This is a genomic window from Sphingomonas arantia, assembly GCF_042682045.1.
GTDB classification, from domain to species: Bacteria; Pseudomonadota; Alphaproteobacteria; order Sphingomonadales; family Sphingomonadaceae; genus Sphingomonas_R; species Sphingomonas_R arantia.
In genome coordinates, this window is sequence record NZ_JBHUGS010000001.1 from 215,100 (window position 1) to 229,699 (window position 14,600).

Genomic DNA, 14,600 nt, shown 5'->3' on the forward strand with positions numbered 1-14,600 from the left:
ATGCGGATAATGATGACGATCATGGCGCTGGGGACCGGCGCGGCCGCGTTCGCGCAGGCGCCGACCGGGCCGGCGCGTGGGCCGGACTTCATGCCGCGCGCCGCGGCGGAGGAGCGCGCGACCGGGCTCAGCCGCATGCTGGACGCCGACCGCGACGGAGTGGTCAGCCGGGCGGAGGTCGATGCGTGGGCGACGAAGAACAGCGTGCCGTCCGCGATGGTGGACGCGATGTTCAGCGATGCCGACACGAACCGCGACGGGCGCATCACGTTGGCCGAGCAGAAGGCGGATGCGCTGCGGAGCTTCGACGAGGCCGATACCGACCATGACGGGCGGATGACGGGGGCGGAGCGCGCCGCGGCGGAAGCGAAGTATTCCGCCGAGCCGGGGGCGGCTGCGACGCCTGCGCCGTTGCCGGTTCCGGTTAGAAAGCGCTGAGGTTCTCAGTTCTGCAGCGGGGGCCGGGGACTTGGTGGAGCTGTTTCACCTAGGCCCCGGCCTGCGCCGGGGAACATTCACTGGTCAGCCCTTGGCGCGCAGGTCCTGTTCGGCGGTGGCGATGTAGTCGCGTGTGAGGGGCAGGGCCCAGCGGCTGCGGGTGTACTGGATCTGGTAGTTGCACATGCCGCCGTGGCGGAACGCGCTCATCGCGCCGGCGAGGTAGAAGGTCCACATGCGGTAGAAGCGCGCGTCGAACATCGCCTCGATCTCCGCTTTGTGCGCCACGCAGCGGTCGTACCAGTGGCGGATGGTGAGCGCGTAGTGAACGCGCAGTGTCTCGATGTCGGTCGAGATCAGGCGCTGCGATTCGCTGGCGCCGACGATCTCAGACAGGGCGGGGTTGTAGCCGCCGGGAAAGATGTAGCGCGCGGTGAAGGCGTCGGTCTGGCCCGGGCCGCCCATCCGGCCGATCGTGTGGAGCAGCATGACGCCGTCCTCCACCATCAGCGAGCGGCATTTGGCGAAGAATGTGCGGTAGTTCGGCACGCCGACATGTTCGAACATGCCGACCGACACAATCCGGTCGAACGTGCCGCTGAGTTCGCGGTAGTCGATCAGTTCGAACTTCACGCGGTCCGCGACGCCGGCTTCCTCCGCGCGGCGGCGGGCGGTCTTGAGCTGTTCCTCCGACAGGGTGATGCCGAGCACGTCGACGTCGGCGACGCGGTTCAGGTAGAGCGCCATGCCGCCCCAGCCGCAGCCGATGTCGAGCACGCGCTGACCGGGTTTCAGGTTCAGCTTGGCGGCAATGTGGGCCTTTTTGTCGAGCTGCGCCTGTTCCAGGCTGTTGTCCGGATCGGTGAAGTAGGCGCAGCTATATTGCCGGTCGACGTCGAGGAAGAGGTCGTAGAGCCGGTCGCCGATGTCGTAGTGGTGGGCGACGTTCTGCTTGGACTTGCCGATCTTGTTGATGGAGTCGAGCCGCGTCGCGATGGTGCCGGCGATCCGCTTCATCGGGCTGCGCGCCCCGAGCTGGCCACCGCCGCGTTCCCATTTGCCGTTCGAGCGGATCAGGTCGATCAGGCCGGCGATGTCGCCCTGCTCGATCACCATGCGGCCGTCCATCCAGGCCTCGGCCGCGCCGAGCCGCGGGTGGCGCGCGATGTAGTTGCCGACCTTGCGATCGGTGAAGCGTACCACGATCGGTGTCCGGTCGGGATCGGGCGTGCCGTAATCGTAGCGCTTGCCGTCGCCGTCGATGATCGACAGCTGACCCTGTTTCAGCGCTTTGCGCGCGAACTTATCGAACAGCCACATCTGTGTACGCCCCGTTTGTTTGGGGTGGTATTGCCAGCGTGGTCAGTTGGCGTCGATGCAAAAACCGTCAGCGCCTGTGTCCCCCCCCTCTCCCAACCCTCTCCCCGAGGGGAGAGGGCTTCGCCTGGAGGCAACCGGCCCCCTCCCCCTATCGGGGGGAGGGTTGAGGAGAGGGGGGACACACGCCCTGTGCGTGATGTCAGCCCAGCGCGGCCTGCTTCTCGTCCGCCAGCTGGTCCAGCTCCGCGCGGCTCTTCTTTTCCGACGCGGATTTCAGTTGGCCGCACGCCGCCATGATGTCGCGGCCGCGGGGGGTGCGGACGGGGGCGCTGATGCCGGCTTCGAACACGATGTTAGAGAAACGCTTGATCCGTTCGGGGTCGGAACATTCGTAGTTCGCGCCGGGCCAGGGGTTGAACGGGATCAGGTTCACCTTGGCCGGCAGGTCATACTTCTTCAGCAGCCGGACCAGTTCGTAGGCGTCGGCGTCGCTGTCGTTCTTGTCCTTCAGCATCACATATTCGAACGTGATGCGGCGCGCATTGTTGGCGCCGGGATAGTCGGCGCAGGCCTGGAGCAGCTCCTCGATCCCGTATTTGCGGTTGAGCGGCACGATCTCGTCGCGGACGTCCTTGGTCACGGCGTGGAGCGAGACGGCGAGGTTGACGCCGATCTCCGCCCCGGCGCGCGCCATCATCGGCACGACGCCGCTGGTGCTGAGCGTGATGCGGCGGCGCGAGAGGCCGAGGCCGGCGCCGTCCATCACGAGCTTCAGCGCATCGCGGACATTGTCGAAATTATAGAGCGGTTCGCCCATCCCCATCATGACGATGTTGGTGAGCATGCGGCCCTCCGGCTGGCTGGGCCATTCGCCGAGCGCGTCGCGCGCCAGCATGACCTGTCCGACGATCTCGGCTGGCGTCAGGTTGCGGACCAGCCGCATCGTGCCGGTGAAGCAGAACCGGCAGTTCAGCGTGCAGCCGACCTGGCTGGAGACGCAGAGCGTGCCGCGGTCCGCATCCGGGATGAACACCATCTCGTAATCCTGGCCGTCGTCGGTGCGGAGCAGCCATTTGCGCGTGCCGTCGCTCGACACCTGCGCCTCGACCACTTCCGGCCGGCTGACGACGAAGCGCATGGCGAGCCAGCCGTGCATCGACTTGGCGATGTCGGTCATCAGCGTGAAATCGACGACGCCGCGGTTGTAGATCCAGTGCCACAGCTGCTTGGCGCGGAGCTTCGCCTGCTTGGGTTCGAGCTGCGCGGTTTCGAGCGCGACGCGCAGTTCGGCCTGCGACAGGCCGAGCAGGTCGATCCGCCCATCGGCGCGCGGCACGAGCGCACGGGGGACGGGGACCGGATCGATATGACCGGGGATAGGCATGTGAAGTGTCATGATGCCGCCGATATAGGCGAAAACCGCGCGTTTCGCCAGACGGCGGCGTTACGCCCGGTCCATCCGGCGGCCGAGTGCCACGAAGAGGTAGATGAGCGGCGGGACGAGCACGATCGACAGCACGACCTTGGCCAGCATCTGCCCGGCGAGCAGCGCGCCGATGTCGCGTTCGCCAAGGAACGAGATTGAGATGAAGAGCAACGTGTCGATGACCTGCGACGCGGCGCTGGCGATCATCGCGCGCAGCCAGAGCAGGCTGCCGGCCCCCGCGGCGAGGCGCGAGAAGATGTAGACGTTGAGCGTCTGCGACGTGCCGTAGGCGATCAGCCCGGCGATCATCATGCGCGCGCCCTGGCCGACGACGATCGGAAAGGCGTCGATCGCAGGCGGATACATGCCGGGATCGGTCGGGAGCGCCAGCACGAGCTGGATCAGCAGCGCGGACATGACGAGGGGGACGAAGCCGTAGCGCACCATCCGGTCGGCGGCGGCCCGGCCGTGCAGTTCGGCGATCGCACTGCCTATCACGACCAGCAACAGGAAGGCGAAAATACCGGCCTCCACCGCCAGCGGCCCGAGCGCCACCTGCTTCACGCCCAGCACCCCGGCAATGCAGGTCATGCCGCCGTAGAGGATGGAGAAGGCGAACAGCGACTTGGGGAAAGGGGCGGATGGCGGGATCGTCATCGCCGCGGTGCTAACCGGTTTCCATGACCGGCGGAAGCCCGGAGCGTGGGGACAGCCGTGCAACTGCCTGGATTGACAGGGCGCGCGCCCGTGCCAAGGGCTGTTCGTTCCGCCAGCGATGTGTATCGTCCCGGTGATTGACCCCGTGGCCGCCCGAGAAAGCCCCCGACCGACATGATGAAATTCCTGATCGGCCTTGCCGGCATCGCGGTGATCCTGGCGATCGCGGTCCTGCTGTCCTCCAACCGCCGGGCGATCCGGTTGCGCGTGGTGGGTGCGGCGTTCGCGTTGCAGGCCGGGATCGCGGTGCTGGTGCTGTATTCGAGCATCGGCAAGGTGGTGCTGGGCCAGATGTCCGGCGCGGTGGCGAACCTGCTCGGCTATTCGCAGCGCGGCACGGAGTTCCTGTTCGGGACGCTCGCCAACCCGGCGATCGGCGGGCGGAGCTTCGCGATCTCCGCGCTGCCGGTGATCATCTTCTTCGCCAGCCTGGTGTCGATCCTCTATTATCTGGGCGTCATGCAGTTCGTGGTGCGCTGGATCGGCGGGGCGATCGAGAAGGTGATCGGCGTGTCGAAGGTGGAGTCGCTGTGCGCGGCCGCCAACATCTTCGTCGGGCAGAGCGAATCGCCGCTGGTGATCCGGCCGTATCTGGCGGGGCTGACGCCGCCGCAGCTGTTCACCGTGATGGTGAGCGGGATGGCGGGCGTCGCGGGCACGATCCTGGCGGCTTATGCGTCGATGGGGGTGCGGATCGACTATCTGCTTGCCGCCAGTTTCATGGCGGCGCCGGGCGGGATCCTGATGGCCAAGATCATGATGCCCGACGAGATCGCGCCGCCTGCGGGCGAGTTGCCGCTGGGCGATGACCGCGAGGAGCAGCAGATCGCGATGGCCGAAGCGACGCATGACGAAGAGCGGCCAGCAAACATCATCATGGCCGCCAGCCAGGGCGCGCAGACCGGCGTGCGGCTGGCCGTGGCGGTGGGCGCGATGGTGCTGGCGTTCGTGGCGCTGGTGGCGCTGGCCAACGGGTTGCTGACCGGCGTCGGGATGTGGTTCGGGGTGGAGGCGCTGACGTTCCAGCGACTGCTCGGCTATGTGTTCGCGCCGGTGATGTACCTGCTGGGCGTGCCGTGGAACGAGGCGGGGATCGCCGGCGGACTGTTCGGGCAGAAGATCGTGCTGAACGAGTTCGTCGCCTATATCGCGCTGGGCGAGCAGCAGGCGGCATTGTCGCAGCGGACGGTGGCGATCGTGACCTTCGCGCTGTGTGGGTTCGCCAATTTCAGTTCGATCGCGATCCAGATGGCGGTGACGGGGAGTCTGGCGCCGAACCAGCGGACGATGATCGCGAAGCTGGGGCTGCGCGCGCTGGTGGCGGGATCGCTCGCCAACCTGATGAGTGCGGCGTTCGCGGGACTGCTGCTGGCGCCGTAGTTGCGGACGGCGCGGAAGCCGTAGGGTCACCGATATGTAACCGCCCGTGCGTGGGACCCGAGTCGGGAGGTGGCCTATGCGAACCGTGATACTGATCTTGTCGCTGCTCTGGATCGTGCCGCTGATCGGGCTGGCGATCGCCGCGCTGGCGGCCGGGGTGTCGCGTCGGGCGCGGTCCTTCCTGCACCGGACGCTCGTAACCGGCTGAGGCGCCGGGTTGCCGCATGCGGCTTGATGCGGGCGGGGTTACGCGCCACTCCGGGGACCGGGAGCAGTCCAAGGAGCCCTGTCATGGCCGTCGTCACCACCGCCCGCGTCGTAACGCCGAATGCGAGCCGCTATCTGCAGCAATTATGTAAGCATTGGAGCCACCGGTTCGAGGTGAGCTTTACGCCCGAGGCGGGGGAAGTCGGCTTGCCGGCGGGGCCTTTGACGCTGGTGGCGGAGCCTGACGCGCTGGTGCTGCGCGCGAGCGTGGCGGAGGTGGAGCAGGTCGAGCGGGTGCAGGCGGTGGTGGCCGAGCATCTCGACCGGTTCGCGTTTCGCGAGGGTGCGTTGGTTTATGACTGGCGGGTTGAGGGATAGGCGTTTCGCGAATCTCGCGGTTCGGCTTGTGGCTTGGTCTTCTCAAGCCACTCCCCCTCTCCCAACCCTCTCCCCGTGGGGGAGAGGGCTTTTAGGCGGTTCTGTTAACGCGTCGGGACGGGGGTTTCGGCGGAGTAGTCGTAGAAGCCGCGGCCGGTTTTGCGGCCTAGCCAGCCGGCTTCGACATATTTGACGAGCAGGGGGGCGGGGCGGAATTTGGGGTCTCCGGTGCCGTCGTGCAGGACGCGACAGATATTGAGGCAGGTGTCGAGGCCGATGAAGTCGGCGAGTGTGAAGGGGCCCATCGGGTGGTTGAGGCCGAGGCTGACGGCCGCGTCGATGTCGGCGATCGTGGCGACGCCCTCGCCGAGCGCGAAGCAGGCCTCGTTGATGAACGGCAGTAGCACGCGGTTGACGATGAAGCCGGGCGCGTCGTTGGCGTGGACGACGGTCTTGCCGAGCGCCTCGGCATAGGCCTCGACCCGCGCCACGGTGGAGTCGGCGGTGGCAAGGCCGCGAATCAGTTCGATCGGGCGCATGACCGGCACCGGGTTGAAGAAATGGACGCCCATGAAGCGCGCGGGATCGGGCGCCGCCTGTGCCAGCCGCGTAATCGGGATGGACGAGGTGTTGGTCGCCAGGATCGCATCGGCGCCCAGCACCGCGCCGACATCGGCGAAGATCTTGCGCTTGATGTCCTCGCGCTCGGTCGCGGCCTCGATCACCAGCGCGGCGTCGGCCATCGCGGCGACGTCGGCCACCGGTTCGATCAGCGCGACCGCGGCCTGCGCGGCGTCGGCGGTCAGTTTCTCCTTCGTCACGAGCCGGTCGAGCGCGCGGGCGATGCCGTCACGGCCCTTAGTGGCGGCCGCGATGGAAACGTCCGACAACAGGACGCGGTAGCCCGCCTGTGCCGAGACCTGCGCGATGCCGGCCCCCATCTGGCCTGCGCCGATTACGCCGATCGTTTCCATGGATCATCCTCACGCTGAACGCCCTGACCGGGCTTTGCCCTCGCCCTACCGGCTCGCGCGGCGGCTCGCTAGGGTCATGGCGCGGGCGGCCGGGCCCGCTATGGTGCCGCAGTGCAGCGATTCGGGCGTGGCGGGGTGGCAATCCTTGCCCCGTTATGCTTTAGCCGCGCCAACTTTCCGCTGGACCCAGAGGACGCGATCCCATGAACATCCACGAATATCAGGCCAAGGAACTGCTCGCCAAGTTCGGTGTCGCGATCCCGGCCGGCTATGCCGCGATGACCGTCGACGAAGCCGTGGCCGCCGCCGAACGCCTGCCCGGGCCGCTCTACGTCGTGAAGTCGCAGATCCACGCGGGCGGCCGCGGCAAGGGCAAGTTCAAGGAACTCGGCCCCGATGCGAAGGGCGGCGTGCGACTGTCCAAGACGATCGACGACGTGCGCCAGAACGCGACGGACATGCTGGGTAACACGCTGGTCACGATCCAGACGGGCGATGCGGGCAAGCAGGTCAACCGGCTGTACATCACCGACGGCGCCGACATCGCGAAGGAATATTACCTTTCGATGCTGGTCGATCGTGCGACCGGCCGGATCGCCGTCGTCGTGTCGACCGAGGGTGGCATGGACATCGAAGCGGTCGCACACGACACGCCCGAGCTGATCCACAGCATCATCATCGACCCGGTCGAGGGTTTCCAGCCGCATCACGGCCGCGCCGTGGCGTTCGCGCTGGGCCTGAAGGGCGATCTCTACAAGCAGGCGATCAAGGTTTCGGGTCAGCTGTACGAGGCGTTCATCGCGTCCGACATGGAAATGCTGGAAGTGAACCCGCTGGTCGAGACGACCGACGGCGCGCTGCTGGTGCTCGACGCCAAGGTGTCGTTCGACGGCAACGCGCTGTACCGTCACAAGGACATCTTCGCGCTGCGCGACGAGTCCGAGGAGGATCCGGCCGAGATCGAGGCGTCGAAGTACGACCTGGCCTACATCAAGCTCGACGGTAACATCGGCTGCATGGTGAACGGCGCGGGCCTGGCCATGGCGACGATGGACATCATCAAGCTGAACGGCGCGTTCCCGGCGAATTTCCTCGACGTCGGCGGCGGCGCTTCGAAGGAGAAGGTGACGGCGGCGTTCAAGCTGATCCTGTCCGATCCGGCGGTCGAAGGCATCCTGGTCAACATCTTCGGCGGCATCATGCGCTGCGACATCATCGCCGACGGCATCGTCGCGGCGGCGAAGGAAGTGAACCTGTCGGTGCCGCTGGTCGTGCGGCTCGAGGGCACCAACGTGCAGCAGGGCAAGGACATCCTGGCCAACAGCGGCCTGCCGATCGTCAGCGCCGACGACCTGGGCGATGCCGCGAAGAAGATCGTGGCGCAGGTCAAGCAGGCGGCCTGAAGCGTCAGGGGGAATTAAATCCCCCGGACGTCATATGTGCCCCGGCGAAGGCGGGGCCTGGGTGGAGCGGTTTCACCTGGGCCCCGGCCTGCGCCGGGGCACAACTGTAACGACGATAGAGGCGTGGGGCGTTTTGACCTGGTCCGCCCCCTTTACGTTTACGTAAAGCGCCTGCTATGGGCCGATCAATCGCGCGGGGCGTTTGAGTCGCCGCCACAGCGTCATGCCGGAGGATAGCGCCATGAAGATCCTGGTGCCCGTGAAGCGGGTGATCGATTATAATGTGAAGCCGCGGGTGAAGGCGGACGGGACGGGCGTCGACCTGGCCAACGTCAAGATGAGCATGAACCCGTTCGACGAGATCGCGATCGAAGAGGCGATCCGGCTGCGCGAAAAGGGCGCGGCGACCGAGATCGTGGCCGTGTCGATCGGCGTGCAGAAATGCCAGGAAACGCTGCGCACCGCGCTCGCCATGGGTGCGGACCGCGCGATCCTGGTGCTGACCGAGGATGTGGTCGAGCCGCTGGCGGTCGCCAAGATCCTCAAGGCGATCGTCGACGAGGAGCAGCCCGGGCTGGTCATTCTTGGCAAGCAGGCGATCGACGACGACAGCAACCAGACCGGCCAGATGCTGGCAGCGCTGCTCGGCTGGGGCCAGGGCACGTTCGCGTCGAAGGTCGAGGTCGCGGGTGATACCGTGACCGTGACGCGCGAAGTGGATGGCGGCGCCGAGACGGTGAACCTGAAGACGCCGGCGATCGTGACGACCGATCTGCGCTTGAACGAGCCGCGCTATGCGTCGCTGCCGAACATCATGAAGGCGAAGTCGAAGCCGATGGCGACCAAGGCGCCGGCCGATTACGGCGTCGACACCACGCCGCGGCTGACGACGTCGAAGGTGGTCGAACCGGCCAAGCGCGTCGCGGGCATCACGGTGCCCGACGTCGATACGCTGGTGGCGAAGCTCAAGGATATGGGAGTGGCGGTATGAAGACGCTCGTCTGGGTCGAACATGATGGCGCGGCCGTGAAGGACGCGACGTTGTCGGCGGTGACCGCCGCCGGCGAAATGGGCGAGGTCCATCTGCTGGTCGCGGGTCAGGGCGTCGATGCGGTGGCGCAGGCCGCGGCGCAGATCGCCGGCGTCGGCAAGGTGCATGTCGCGGACGACGCGGCCTATGCCCATGCGCTGGCCGAGAATGTCGCACCGCTGGTGGTCGAGCTGATGGGTCACCACGATGCGTTCGTGGCGCCGTCGACGACGAACGGCAAGAACATCGCGCCGCGCGTGGCGGCGTTGCTGGACGTGTCGCAGATCAGCGACATCCTGTCGGTCGAGAGCGAAGGCGTGTTCACGCGGCCGATCTATGCCGGCAACGCGATCGCGACCGTGCAGTCGTCGGACGCCAAGCTGGTCGTGACGGTGCGTGGCACGGCGTTCGCCAAGGCGGCGGCAAGCGGCGGCGCGGGCGTGGTCGAGGCGGTTTCGGCCGGTGGCGACCAGGGGCTGTCGAGCTTCGTCGGGTCGGAGATCGCATCGTCCGATCGGCCGGAGCTGACGTCGGCCAAGATCATCGTGTCGGGCGGGCGAGCGCTGGGCTCGGAGGACAAGTTCCACGAGCTGATCGATCCGCTGGCCGACAAGCTGGGCGCGGGTGTGGGCGCATCACGCGCCGCGGTCGATGCGGGCTATGCGCCGAACGATTACCAGGTCGGGCAGACGGGCAAGATCGTGGCGCCGGAAGTGTATGTCGCGGTCGGGATCTCCGGCGCGATCCAGCATCTGGCGGGCATGAAGGACTCGAAGGTCATCGTCGCGATCAACAAGGACGCGGACGCGCCGATCTTCCAGGTGGCCGATATCGGGCTGGTCGGTGACCTGTTCACGGTGGTGCCGGAGCTGACCGCGAAGCTGTGACGGGGACGATGGCGGGGCTCGTCGGGCTGCTGTCCGGCGTGCCTGTCTGGGGTTTCGCGCTGCTGTTGCTTGTCGTGAACGGTGCGACCCTGCTGCTTTTCTGGCACGACAAGCGATCAGCCCTGGCGAGGGCGAGGCGGGTGTCGGAGCGACGCTTGTTGATGTTGGCAGCGATCGGCGGGACCCCGGCGGCGTTCGCTGCCCGCCGGCTGTTCCGGCACAAGACGCTGAAGCAGCCTTTCTCCAGCCGGTTGGAACGGATTGCCGTGTTGCAGGCGATTGCGGTCAAGTCCGTCGTGCTGTTCGCGCTGCTTTTAAGGAACTAAAAGCCGGAGAGCAGCGCCGCTACGTTGGACCCGAGCGCGTTGACCGCGTAGCCGCCCTCCATCACGATGACGGTCGGGAGGCCGGTGGCGGCGATGCGGTGGGCCATCGTGGCGAAATCTTCGGTCTTGAGGGCGAAGCCGGAGATCGGGTCGCCTTCGTAGGTATCGGCGCCGAACGACAGGACGAGCAGGTCTGCGCCACTGGCTGCGATCAGGTCGAGCGACCGGTCCAGTGCCGGGGCGTAGTCCGACCAGGCGGTGCCGCGCGGCAGGATGATATTGTGGTTCGCGCCGAGCCCGTCGCCGGCGCCGTGTTCGTCGGGATGGCCCCAGAAATAGGGGAAGTCGGTGCGCGGATCGGCGTGGATCGACACGAACGTTACGTCGCCGCGATCGTAGAAGATGTCCTGCGTCCCGTTGCCGTGGTGATAGTCGACGTCGAGGATCGCGACGCGCCGGCCGGCGTCGATCGCGGCCTGCGCGACGATCGCGGCGTTGTTGAGGAAGCAGTAGCCGCCGGCATAGTCGCGCCCGGCATGGTGGCCGGGCGGGCGGCAGAGTGCGAATGCGGCGCGGTCGCCGGCCAGGACATGGTCGAGCGCGGTGAGCGCGGTCTGTGCGCCCCAGTAGGTCGCGTCCCAGGTGCCGGCACCGATCGGGGTGACCGCATCGGCGGTGTGGCGACCGAGCAGCGCGTCGATGCGGGTGAGGTCGAGCGGGCGGCGGCCGACGACGGGCCAGGCATAGCCGATCGCATCACCGGTGCGTCCGGCGGTGAGCCAGCGGTCGTGCGCCTCGGTCAGGAAGGTGAGATAGGCCGCGTCGTGGACGGCGGCGAGCGGCGCCATGCCGTGATCGGTGGGCGCAACCATGTCGCCGATCGCGTTCAGGATGCCGGTGGCCCGGGCGGGGGTGTCGGCATGGGCAGCTAGCGCGCCGTTGAAGAATTCATGGACCGGGCGGTGGCCGAGCTGGCGATCGTCGAAGACGGTGATCATGGGGCAGGCGTTTCCGGACGGATGAGTGCGACGGCGTCCGGGGTCAGCGGCGGACGGGGCCCATGACCGGCTTGGCGGCCTTGGCCGGTTTCGCCTCGTCGAGAATCTTGAGCAGCGCGGTGCCGCGGCTGTCCTGCGCGGCATAGTCGCGCGCGGTCTTGCCGGCGATGCGATCGGGGCGGGTCGGGTCGGCCCCGGCGGAGATCAGGAGGCGGGTGAGCGCCGGGTCGCGGGCCTGTACCGCCAGGATGATCGGCGTTTCGCCGCGCGTGTTGATCGCATCGACCGCCGCGCCGTCCGCCAGCAGGGCGCGCGCACCCTCGACATAACCGATCTGGGCGGCGAGCAGCAGCGGGGTGTTCCCCTCCCGATCGCGGATGTCGACGCTGGCGCCCTTGGACAGGAGGTAGCCGAGCCAGCCGCTGTCGCGCCGCTTGACGAGGATATGGAGCGCGGCCTCGCCGGTCGTATAGTCCTTGGTGTTGATCATCTGCGACCCCGGCCGCTCGACCGCCTCGGCAACCTTGGGCCCGTCACGGTCGCGCACCGCTTTCAGGAAGCTGAAGCTGTCGGTGAACTGCGCCGTGGCCGGCGTCGCGACGGCCGTCAGTGCGCAGAGGGCCGCGGCCAAGACTGCCAGCGTTCGCTTGTTACCCGTCATCCGCATCCCCAAGTCCCCCGTGATGCCCAAATCCTTGCTACCGCCGCCTTATCAAAGCATGGCTGGCCCCGCCATGAACAAGACTCACCTCCTTGCCGCGCCCGTGCTGGCGTTCTGCCTCGCGCTCGGGGGATGCGGGTCGAAGCCGGTGGAGGAACCGCCGCTGGCCGGCGCGACGATCGGCGGGGCGTTCGCGCTGACCGATCAGGACGGACGCGCGGTGACCGAGGCAAGCTATGCCGGCAAATATCGCGTCATGTATTTCGGCTACACCTATTGCCCGGACGTCTGCCCGCTCGACGTGCAGCGGCTGATGGCCGGGTATCGGGCGTTTGCAAAGGCGGACCCGGTGCGCGCCACCAAGGTGCAGCCGATCTTCGTCTCGGTCGATCCGGCGCGCGATACGCCGACGGTCGTGAAGCAGTTCGTCGGCGCGTTCGGGGCGCCGCTGGTCGGGCTGACCGGCACCGATGCGCAGATCGCGGCGGTCGCGAAGCGCTATGCCGTGATCTATTCCAAGGAGGCCGGGCCGAAGCCCGACGCGTATCTGATGAACCATAGCCGGATGGCGATGCTGTTCGCGCCGGACGGGAAGCCGGTCGCGTTGCTGCGCGCGGACGAGAGTGCGGATGCGGTGGCGGCCGACCTCGATCGCTGGGTCGCATGACGGACGCCCCGCGCCCGTTCTGGGAGACAGTGCCGTTGACCAAGATGAGCCGGACGCAGTGGGAATCGCTGTGCGACGGCTGCGGCAAATGCTGCATCCACAAGCTGGAGGACGAGGAGACGGGCGAGGTGTTGCCGACCAACGTCGCGTGCCGGTTGCTCGACCGCCGATCGGGGCAGTGCAGCGATTACCGCCGGCGCCACGCGTTCGTGCCGGAGTGCGTGCGGCTGACCCCGGCGAAGCTGGACCAGCTCGACTGGCTGCCGTCGACCTGCGCGTACAAGCTGATCCGCGACGGGGCGCCGCTTTACGACTGGCATTATCTCATCTCGGGCGACCGCGAGGCGGTGCACCGCGCGGGCGTTTCGGTGCGGGGCTGGACGGTGTCGGAGGACGATGTCGGCGATCTGGAGAACCACATTATCGAGCGCGAACTGTAGCGCGATGGCGGGGGCGCGACCGTTGCGACACGGACTGTCGCTGCTGTTGCTGAATGTCGCCGGGACCGCTGCGGGGCAGGGAGCCACATCCGCGGACGCGCTGGCCCGGTCGCGGGCGCTGACGGGGGCCGCGACGCCCTGTCCGCGGCAGGGCGCACGGTCCGACTCGATCACCGTCTGTGGTCGGCGGACGGAGGAGCTTTACCGGATCCCGGACGTGATCCGTGCGGAACCGCAGCCGCGCAAGGCGGGGGCGGCGACCGCGTGGGGAACGCGCAACGTGTGGGCGGAGGAGGCGGCGCGGAGCGGGCGTCCGGACAGCAGCAGCCCGGACGGCGCGGGCGGGCAAAGTGGCCTGATGAAGCAGATGCGCCGCGAATGGGAGCTGGAGCGTCAGGCGATCGAAGCGCGGCGCGAAACCAGGCCCGAGCCTGAGAACGAGCTTCAGCCCAAGCCCGAACTCTTGCCGCAACGCTAGCGCCGGATGGCGCGAAAAGCCGGTTCGCGGGCGACTTGATCCGTTATAGATCGGCGCGATGAGTCTGTTTTCGCGCCCTGCCCCGAAGTTGCCGTCGTTCGGCGATGCGCCGCTGGTCGTGCGGCGCATGGCGCAGTCGAAGGCGTTGCGGTTGCGGGTCGATCCGCGCGACCGGTCGGTCCGGTTGACGATGCCGGCGCGCGGGGCGTTGAAGCCTGCGCTGGCGTGGGTGGAGAGCAAGCGCGACTGGATCGAGGCGCAGCTGGCGGCGATCCCGAGCGTCGCGGCGATCGGGCCGGGGGCGGTGATCCCGTATGAAGACGGCGCGCTGCCGATCCTGTGGTCCGCCGGCGGCCCGCGGACGCCGCGGCGCGCTGCGGACGGATTGCATCTGGGCGGGCCGGAGGAGCTGGTCGCGCGGCGCGTGCTGCGCTGGCTGGCGGCGGAGGCGCGGCGCGTGCTGGATGCCGAGACGCGCGAATATGCGGCGCTGGCGGGGGTCGCGGTGGGCGCGGTTGGGATCGGCGATGCGCGGTCGCGGTGGGGGAGTTGTTCGTCGGGGGGCGACATCCGCTACAGCTGGCGGCTGATCCTGGCGCCGCCCGCGGTGCGGCGCGCGACGGTCGCGCATGAGGTGGCGCACCGTATTCACATGGACCACAGCGCGGCGTTCCATGCGGCGGTGGCGCGGTTGTACGGGCGTGAACCGCGGGTGGAGCGGGAGTGGTTGCGGCGCAATGGGGCGCTGATCCAGGGATATGGGCGGCAGGCTTAGCGTTTACCTAAGCGCGGCCTGGTCAACACCGTACCGGCGAGCTGGGGCGAGTTAGATTGCCCTCGGCTGGAGCGGGTAGCTACCCCCGCGCAGGG

Annotated in this window: 18 protein-coding genes; 12 read left to right on the forward strand and 6 right to left on the reverse strand. The window is 67.8% G+C overall.

All coding sequences use genetic code 11. From position 1 onward, the window contains the following. On the forward strand, window positions 1–438 hold the full coding sequence (locus ACFSGX_RS01025; protein ID WP_380926808.1) for an EF-hand domain-containing protein: 438 nt from the start codon (window positions 1–3) through the stop codon (window positions 436–438). 84 nt (window positions 439–522) lie between these two features. On the opposite strand, the gene ACFSGX_RS01030 is transcribed toward ACFSGX_RS01025, so the two are convergent. The 3 genes from ACFSGX_RS01030 to ACFSGX_RS01040 all read right to left on the reverse strand — a co-directional run bounded on the left by ACFSGX_RS01030 (window position 523) and on the right by ACFSGX_RS01040 (window position 3,841). Then, window positions 523–1,758 (reverse strand): class I SAM-dependent methyltransferase, encoded by a 1,236-nt coding sequence (locus ACFSGX_RS01030; protein ID WP_380926809.1) that lies wholly within the window; start codon window positions 1,756–1,758, stop codon window positions 523–525. A gap of 199 nt (window positions 1,759–1,957) precedes the next feature. Then, window positions 1,958–3,142: a dual-specificity RNA methyltransferase RlmN gene (gene rlmN, locus ACFSGX_RS01035; RefSeq protein ID WP_157176714.1), complete on the reverse strand. Its 1,185-nt coding sequence runs from the start codon at window positions 3,140–3,142 to the stop codon at window positions 1,958–1,960. A gap of 60 nt (window positions 3,143–3,202) precedes the next feature. Then, window positions 3,203–3,841, reverse strand: a complete 639-nt coding sequence (locus ACFSGX_RS01040) for a queuosine precursor transporter (protein ID WP_380926810.1) — start codon at window positions 3,839–3,841, stop codon at window positions 3,203–3,205. A 177-nt stretch (window positions 3,842–4,018) separates the two neighbouring features. Between ACFSGX_RS01040 and ACFSGX_RS01045 the strand changes: the two genes are divergently transcribed. The 3 genes from ACFSGX_RS01045 (at window position 4,019) to ACFSGX_RS01055 (ending at window position 5,866) form a co-directional block, all read left to right on the forward strand. Beyond that, entirely contained in the window at window positions 4,019–5,281 is a 1,263-nt protein-coding gene (locus tag ACFSGX_RS01045) for a NupC/NupG family nucleoside CNT transporter (RefSeq protein WP_380928189.1), read from the forward strand. Window positions 5,282–5,357: 76 nt separating this feature from the next. After that, complete coding sequence (locus ACFSGX_RS01050) at window positions 5,358–5,489, forward strand: hypothetical protein (RefSeq protein WP_380926812.1); 132 nt, start codon at window positions 5,358–5,360, stop codon at window positions 5,487–5,489. A gap of 83 nt (window positions 5,490–5,572) precedes the next feature. Continuing rightward, window positions 5,573–5,866 (forward strand): DUF2218 domain-containing protein, encoded by a 294-nt coding sequence (locus ACFSGX_RS01055; protein WP_380926814.1) that lies wholly within the window; start codon window positions 5,573–5,575, stop codon window positions 5,864–5,866. Between the two features lie 104 nt (window positions 5,867–5,970). Here the strand turns inward: ACFSGX_RS01055 and ACFSGX_RS01060 are convergent, their stop codons facing one another. Continuing rightward, the gene (locus ACFSGX_RS01060; RefSeq protein WP_380926816.1) at window positions 5,971–6,840 is read right to left on the reverse strand and encodes a 3-hydroxybutyryl-CoA dehydrogenase; all 870 of its coding nucleotides are present in this window, start codon (window positions 6,838–6,840) and stop codon (window positions 5,971–5,973) included. A 203-nt stretch (window positions 6,841–7,043) separates the two neighbouring features. Here ACFSGX_RS01060 and sucC point away from each other — a divergent pair, with 203 nt between their 5' ends. The 4 genes from sucC (at window position 7,044) to ACFSGX_RS01080 (ending at window position 10,486) form a co-directional block, all read left to right on the forward strand. Continuing rightward, window positions 7,044–8,243: an ADP-forming succinate--CoA ligase subunit beta gene (sucC, locus tag ACFSGX_RS01065; protein WP_157176718.1), complete on the forward strand. Its 1,200-nt coding sequence runs from the start codon at window positions 7,044–7,046 to the stop codon at window positions 8,241–8,243. 241 nt (window positions 8,244–8,484) lie between these two features. After that, entirely contained in the window at window positions 8,485–9,234 is a 750-nt protein-coding gene (locus ACFSGX_RS01070) for an electron transfer flavoprotein subunit beta/FixA family protein (protein WP_380926818.1), read from the forward strand. After that, complete coding sequence (locus ACFSGX_RS01075) at window positions 9,231–10,160, forward strand: electron transfer flavoprotein subunit alpha/FixB family protein (protein WP_380926820.1); 930 nt, start codon at window positions 9,231–9,233, stop codon at window positions 10,158–10,160. Before ACFSGX_RS01070 ends, ACFSGX_RS01075 begins: the two co-directional genes overlap by 4 nt. Before the next feature lie 8 nt (window positions 10,161–10,168). Beyond that, on the forward strand, window positions 10,169–10,486 hold the full coding sequence (locus ACFSGX_RS01080) for a DUF1294 domain-containing protein (RefSeq protein ID WP_380926821.1): 318 nt from the start codon (window positions 10,169–10,171) through the stop codon (window positions 10,484–10,486). On the opposite strand, the gene ACFSGX_RS01085 is transcribed toward ACFSGX_RS01080, so the two are convergent. Both ACFSGX_RS01085 and ACFSGX_RS01090 read right to left on the reverse strand, forming a co-directional pair. Further along, complete coding sequence (locus ACFSGX_RS01085; protein WP_380926823.1) at window positions 10,483–11,484, reverse strand: histone deacetylase family protein; 1,002 nt, start codon at window positions 11,482–11,484, stop codon at window positions 10,483–10,485. The two genes, ACFSGX_RS01080 and ACFSGX_RS01085, sit on opposite strands and share 4 nt — an antisense overlap. Before the next feature lie 43 nt (window positions 11,485–11,527). Further along, window positions 11,528–12,115 (reverse strand): ankyrin repeat domain-containing protein, encoded by a 588-nt coding sequence (locus ACFSGX_RS01090; protein WP_380926824.1) that lies wholly within the window; start codon window positions 12,113–12,115, stop codon window positions 11,528–11,530. A gap of 103 nt (window positions 12,116–12,218) precedes the next feature. Here ACFSGX_RS01090 and ACFSGX_RS01095 point away from each other — a divergent pair, with 103 nt between their 5' ends. From ACFSGX_RS01095 to ACFSGX_RS01110, 4 genes are read left to right on the forward strand one after another with little or no spacing between them, the layout of a single operon-like run. Further along, entirely contained in the window at window positions 12,219–12,812 is a 594-nt protein-coding gene (locus ACFSGX_RS01095) for an SCO family protein (RefSeq protein WP_380926826.1), read from the forward strand. Beyond that, a complete protein-coding gene (locus tag ACFSGX_RS01100; protein ID WP_157176725.1) occupies window positions 12,809–13,252 on the forward strand; it encodes a YcgN family cysteine cluster protein in 444 nt (147 codons plus the stop codon). The genes ACFSGX_RS01095 and ACFSGX_RS01100 overlap by 4 nt, the downstream gene beginning before the upstream one ends. A gap of 4 nt (window positions 13,253–13,256) precedes the next feature. Continuing rightward, on the forward strand, window positions 13,257–13,730 hold the full coding sequence (locus ACFSGX_RS01105) for a hypothetical protein (RefSeq protein ID WP_380926828.1): 474 nt from the start codon (window positions 13,257–13,259) through the stop codon (window positions 13,728–13,730). Between the two features lie 58 nt (window positions 13,731–13,788). Next, window positions 13,789–14,505 carry a M48 family metallopeptidase gene (locus ACFSGX_RS01110; protein ID WP_380926830.1) on the forward strand — a complete coding sequence of 239 codons (717 nt, stop codon included), beginning with the start codon at window positions 13,789–13,791 and terminating at the stop codon, window positions 14,503–14,505. Window positions 14,506–14,600 lie beyond the last annotated feature (95 nt).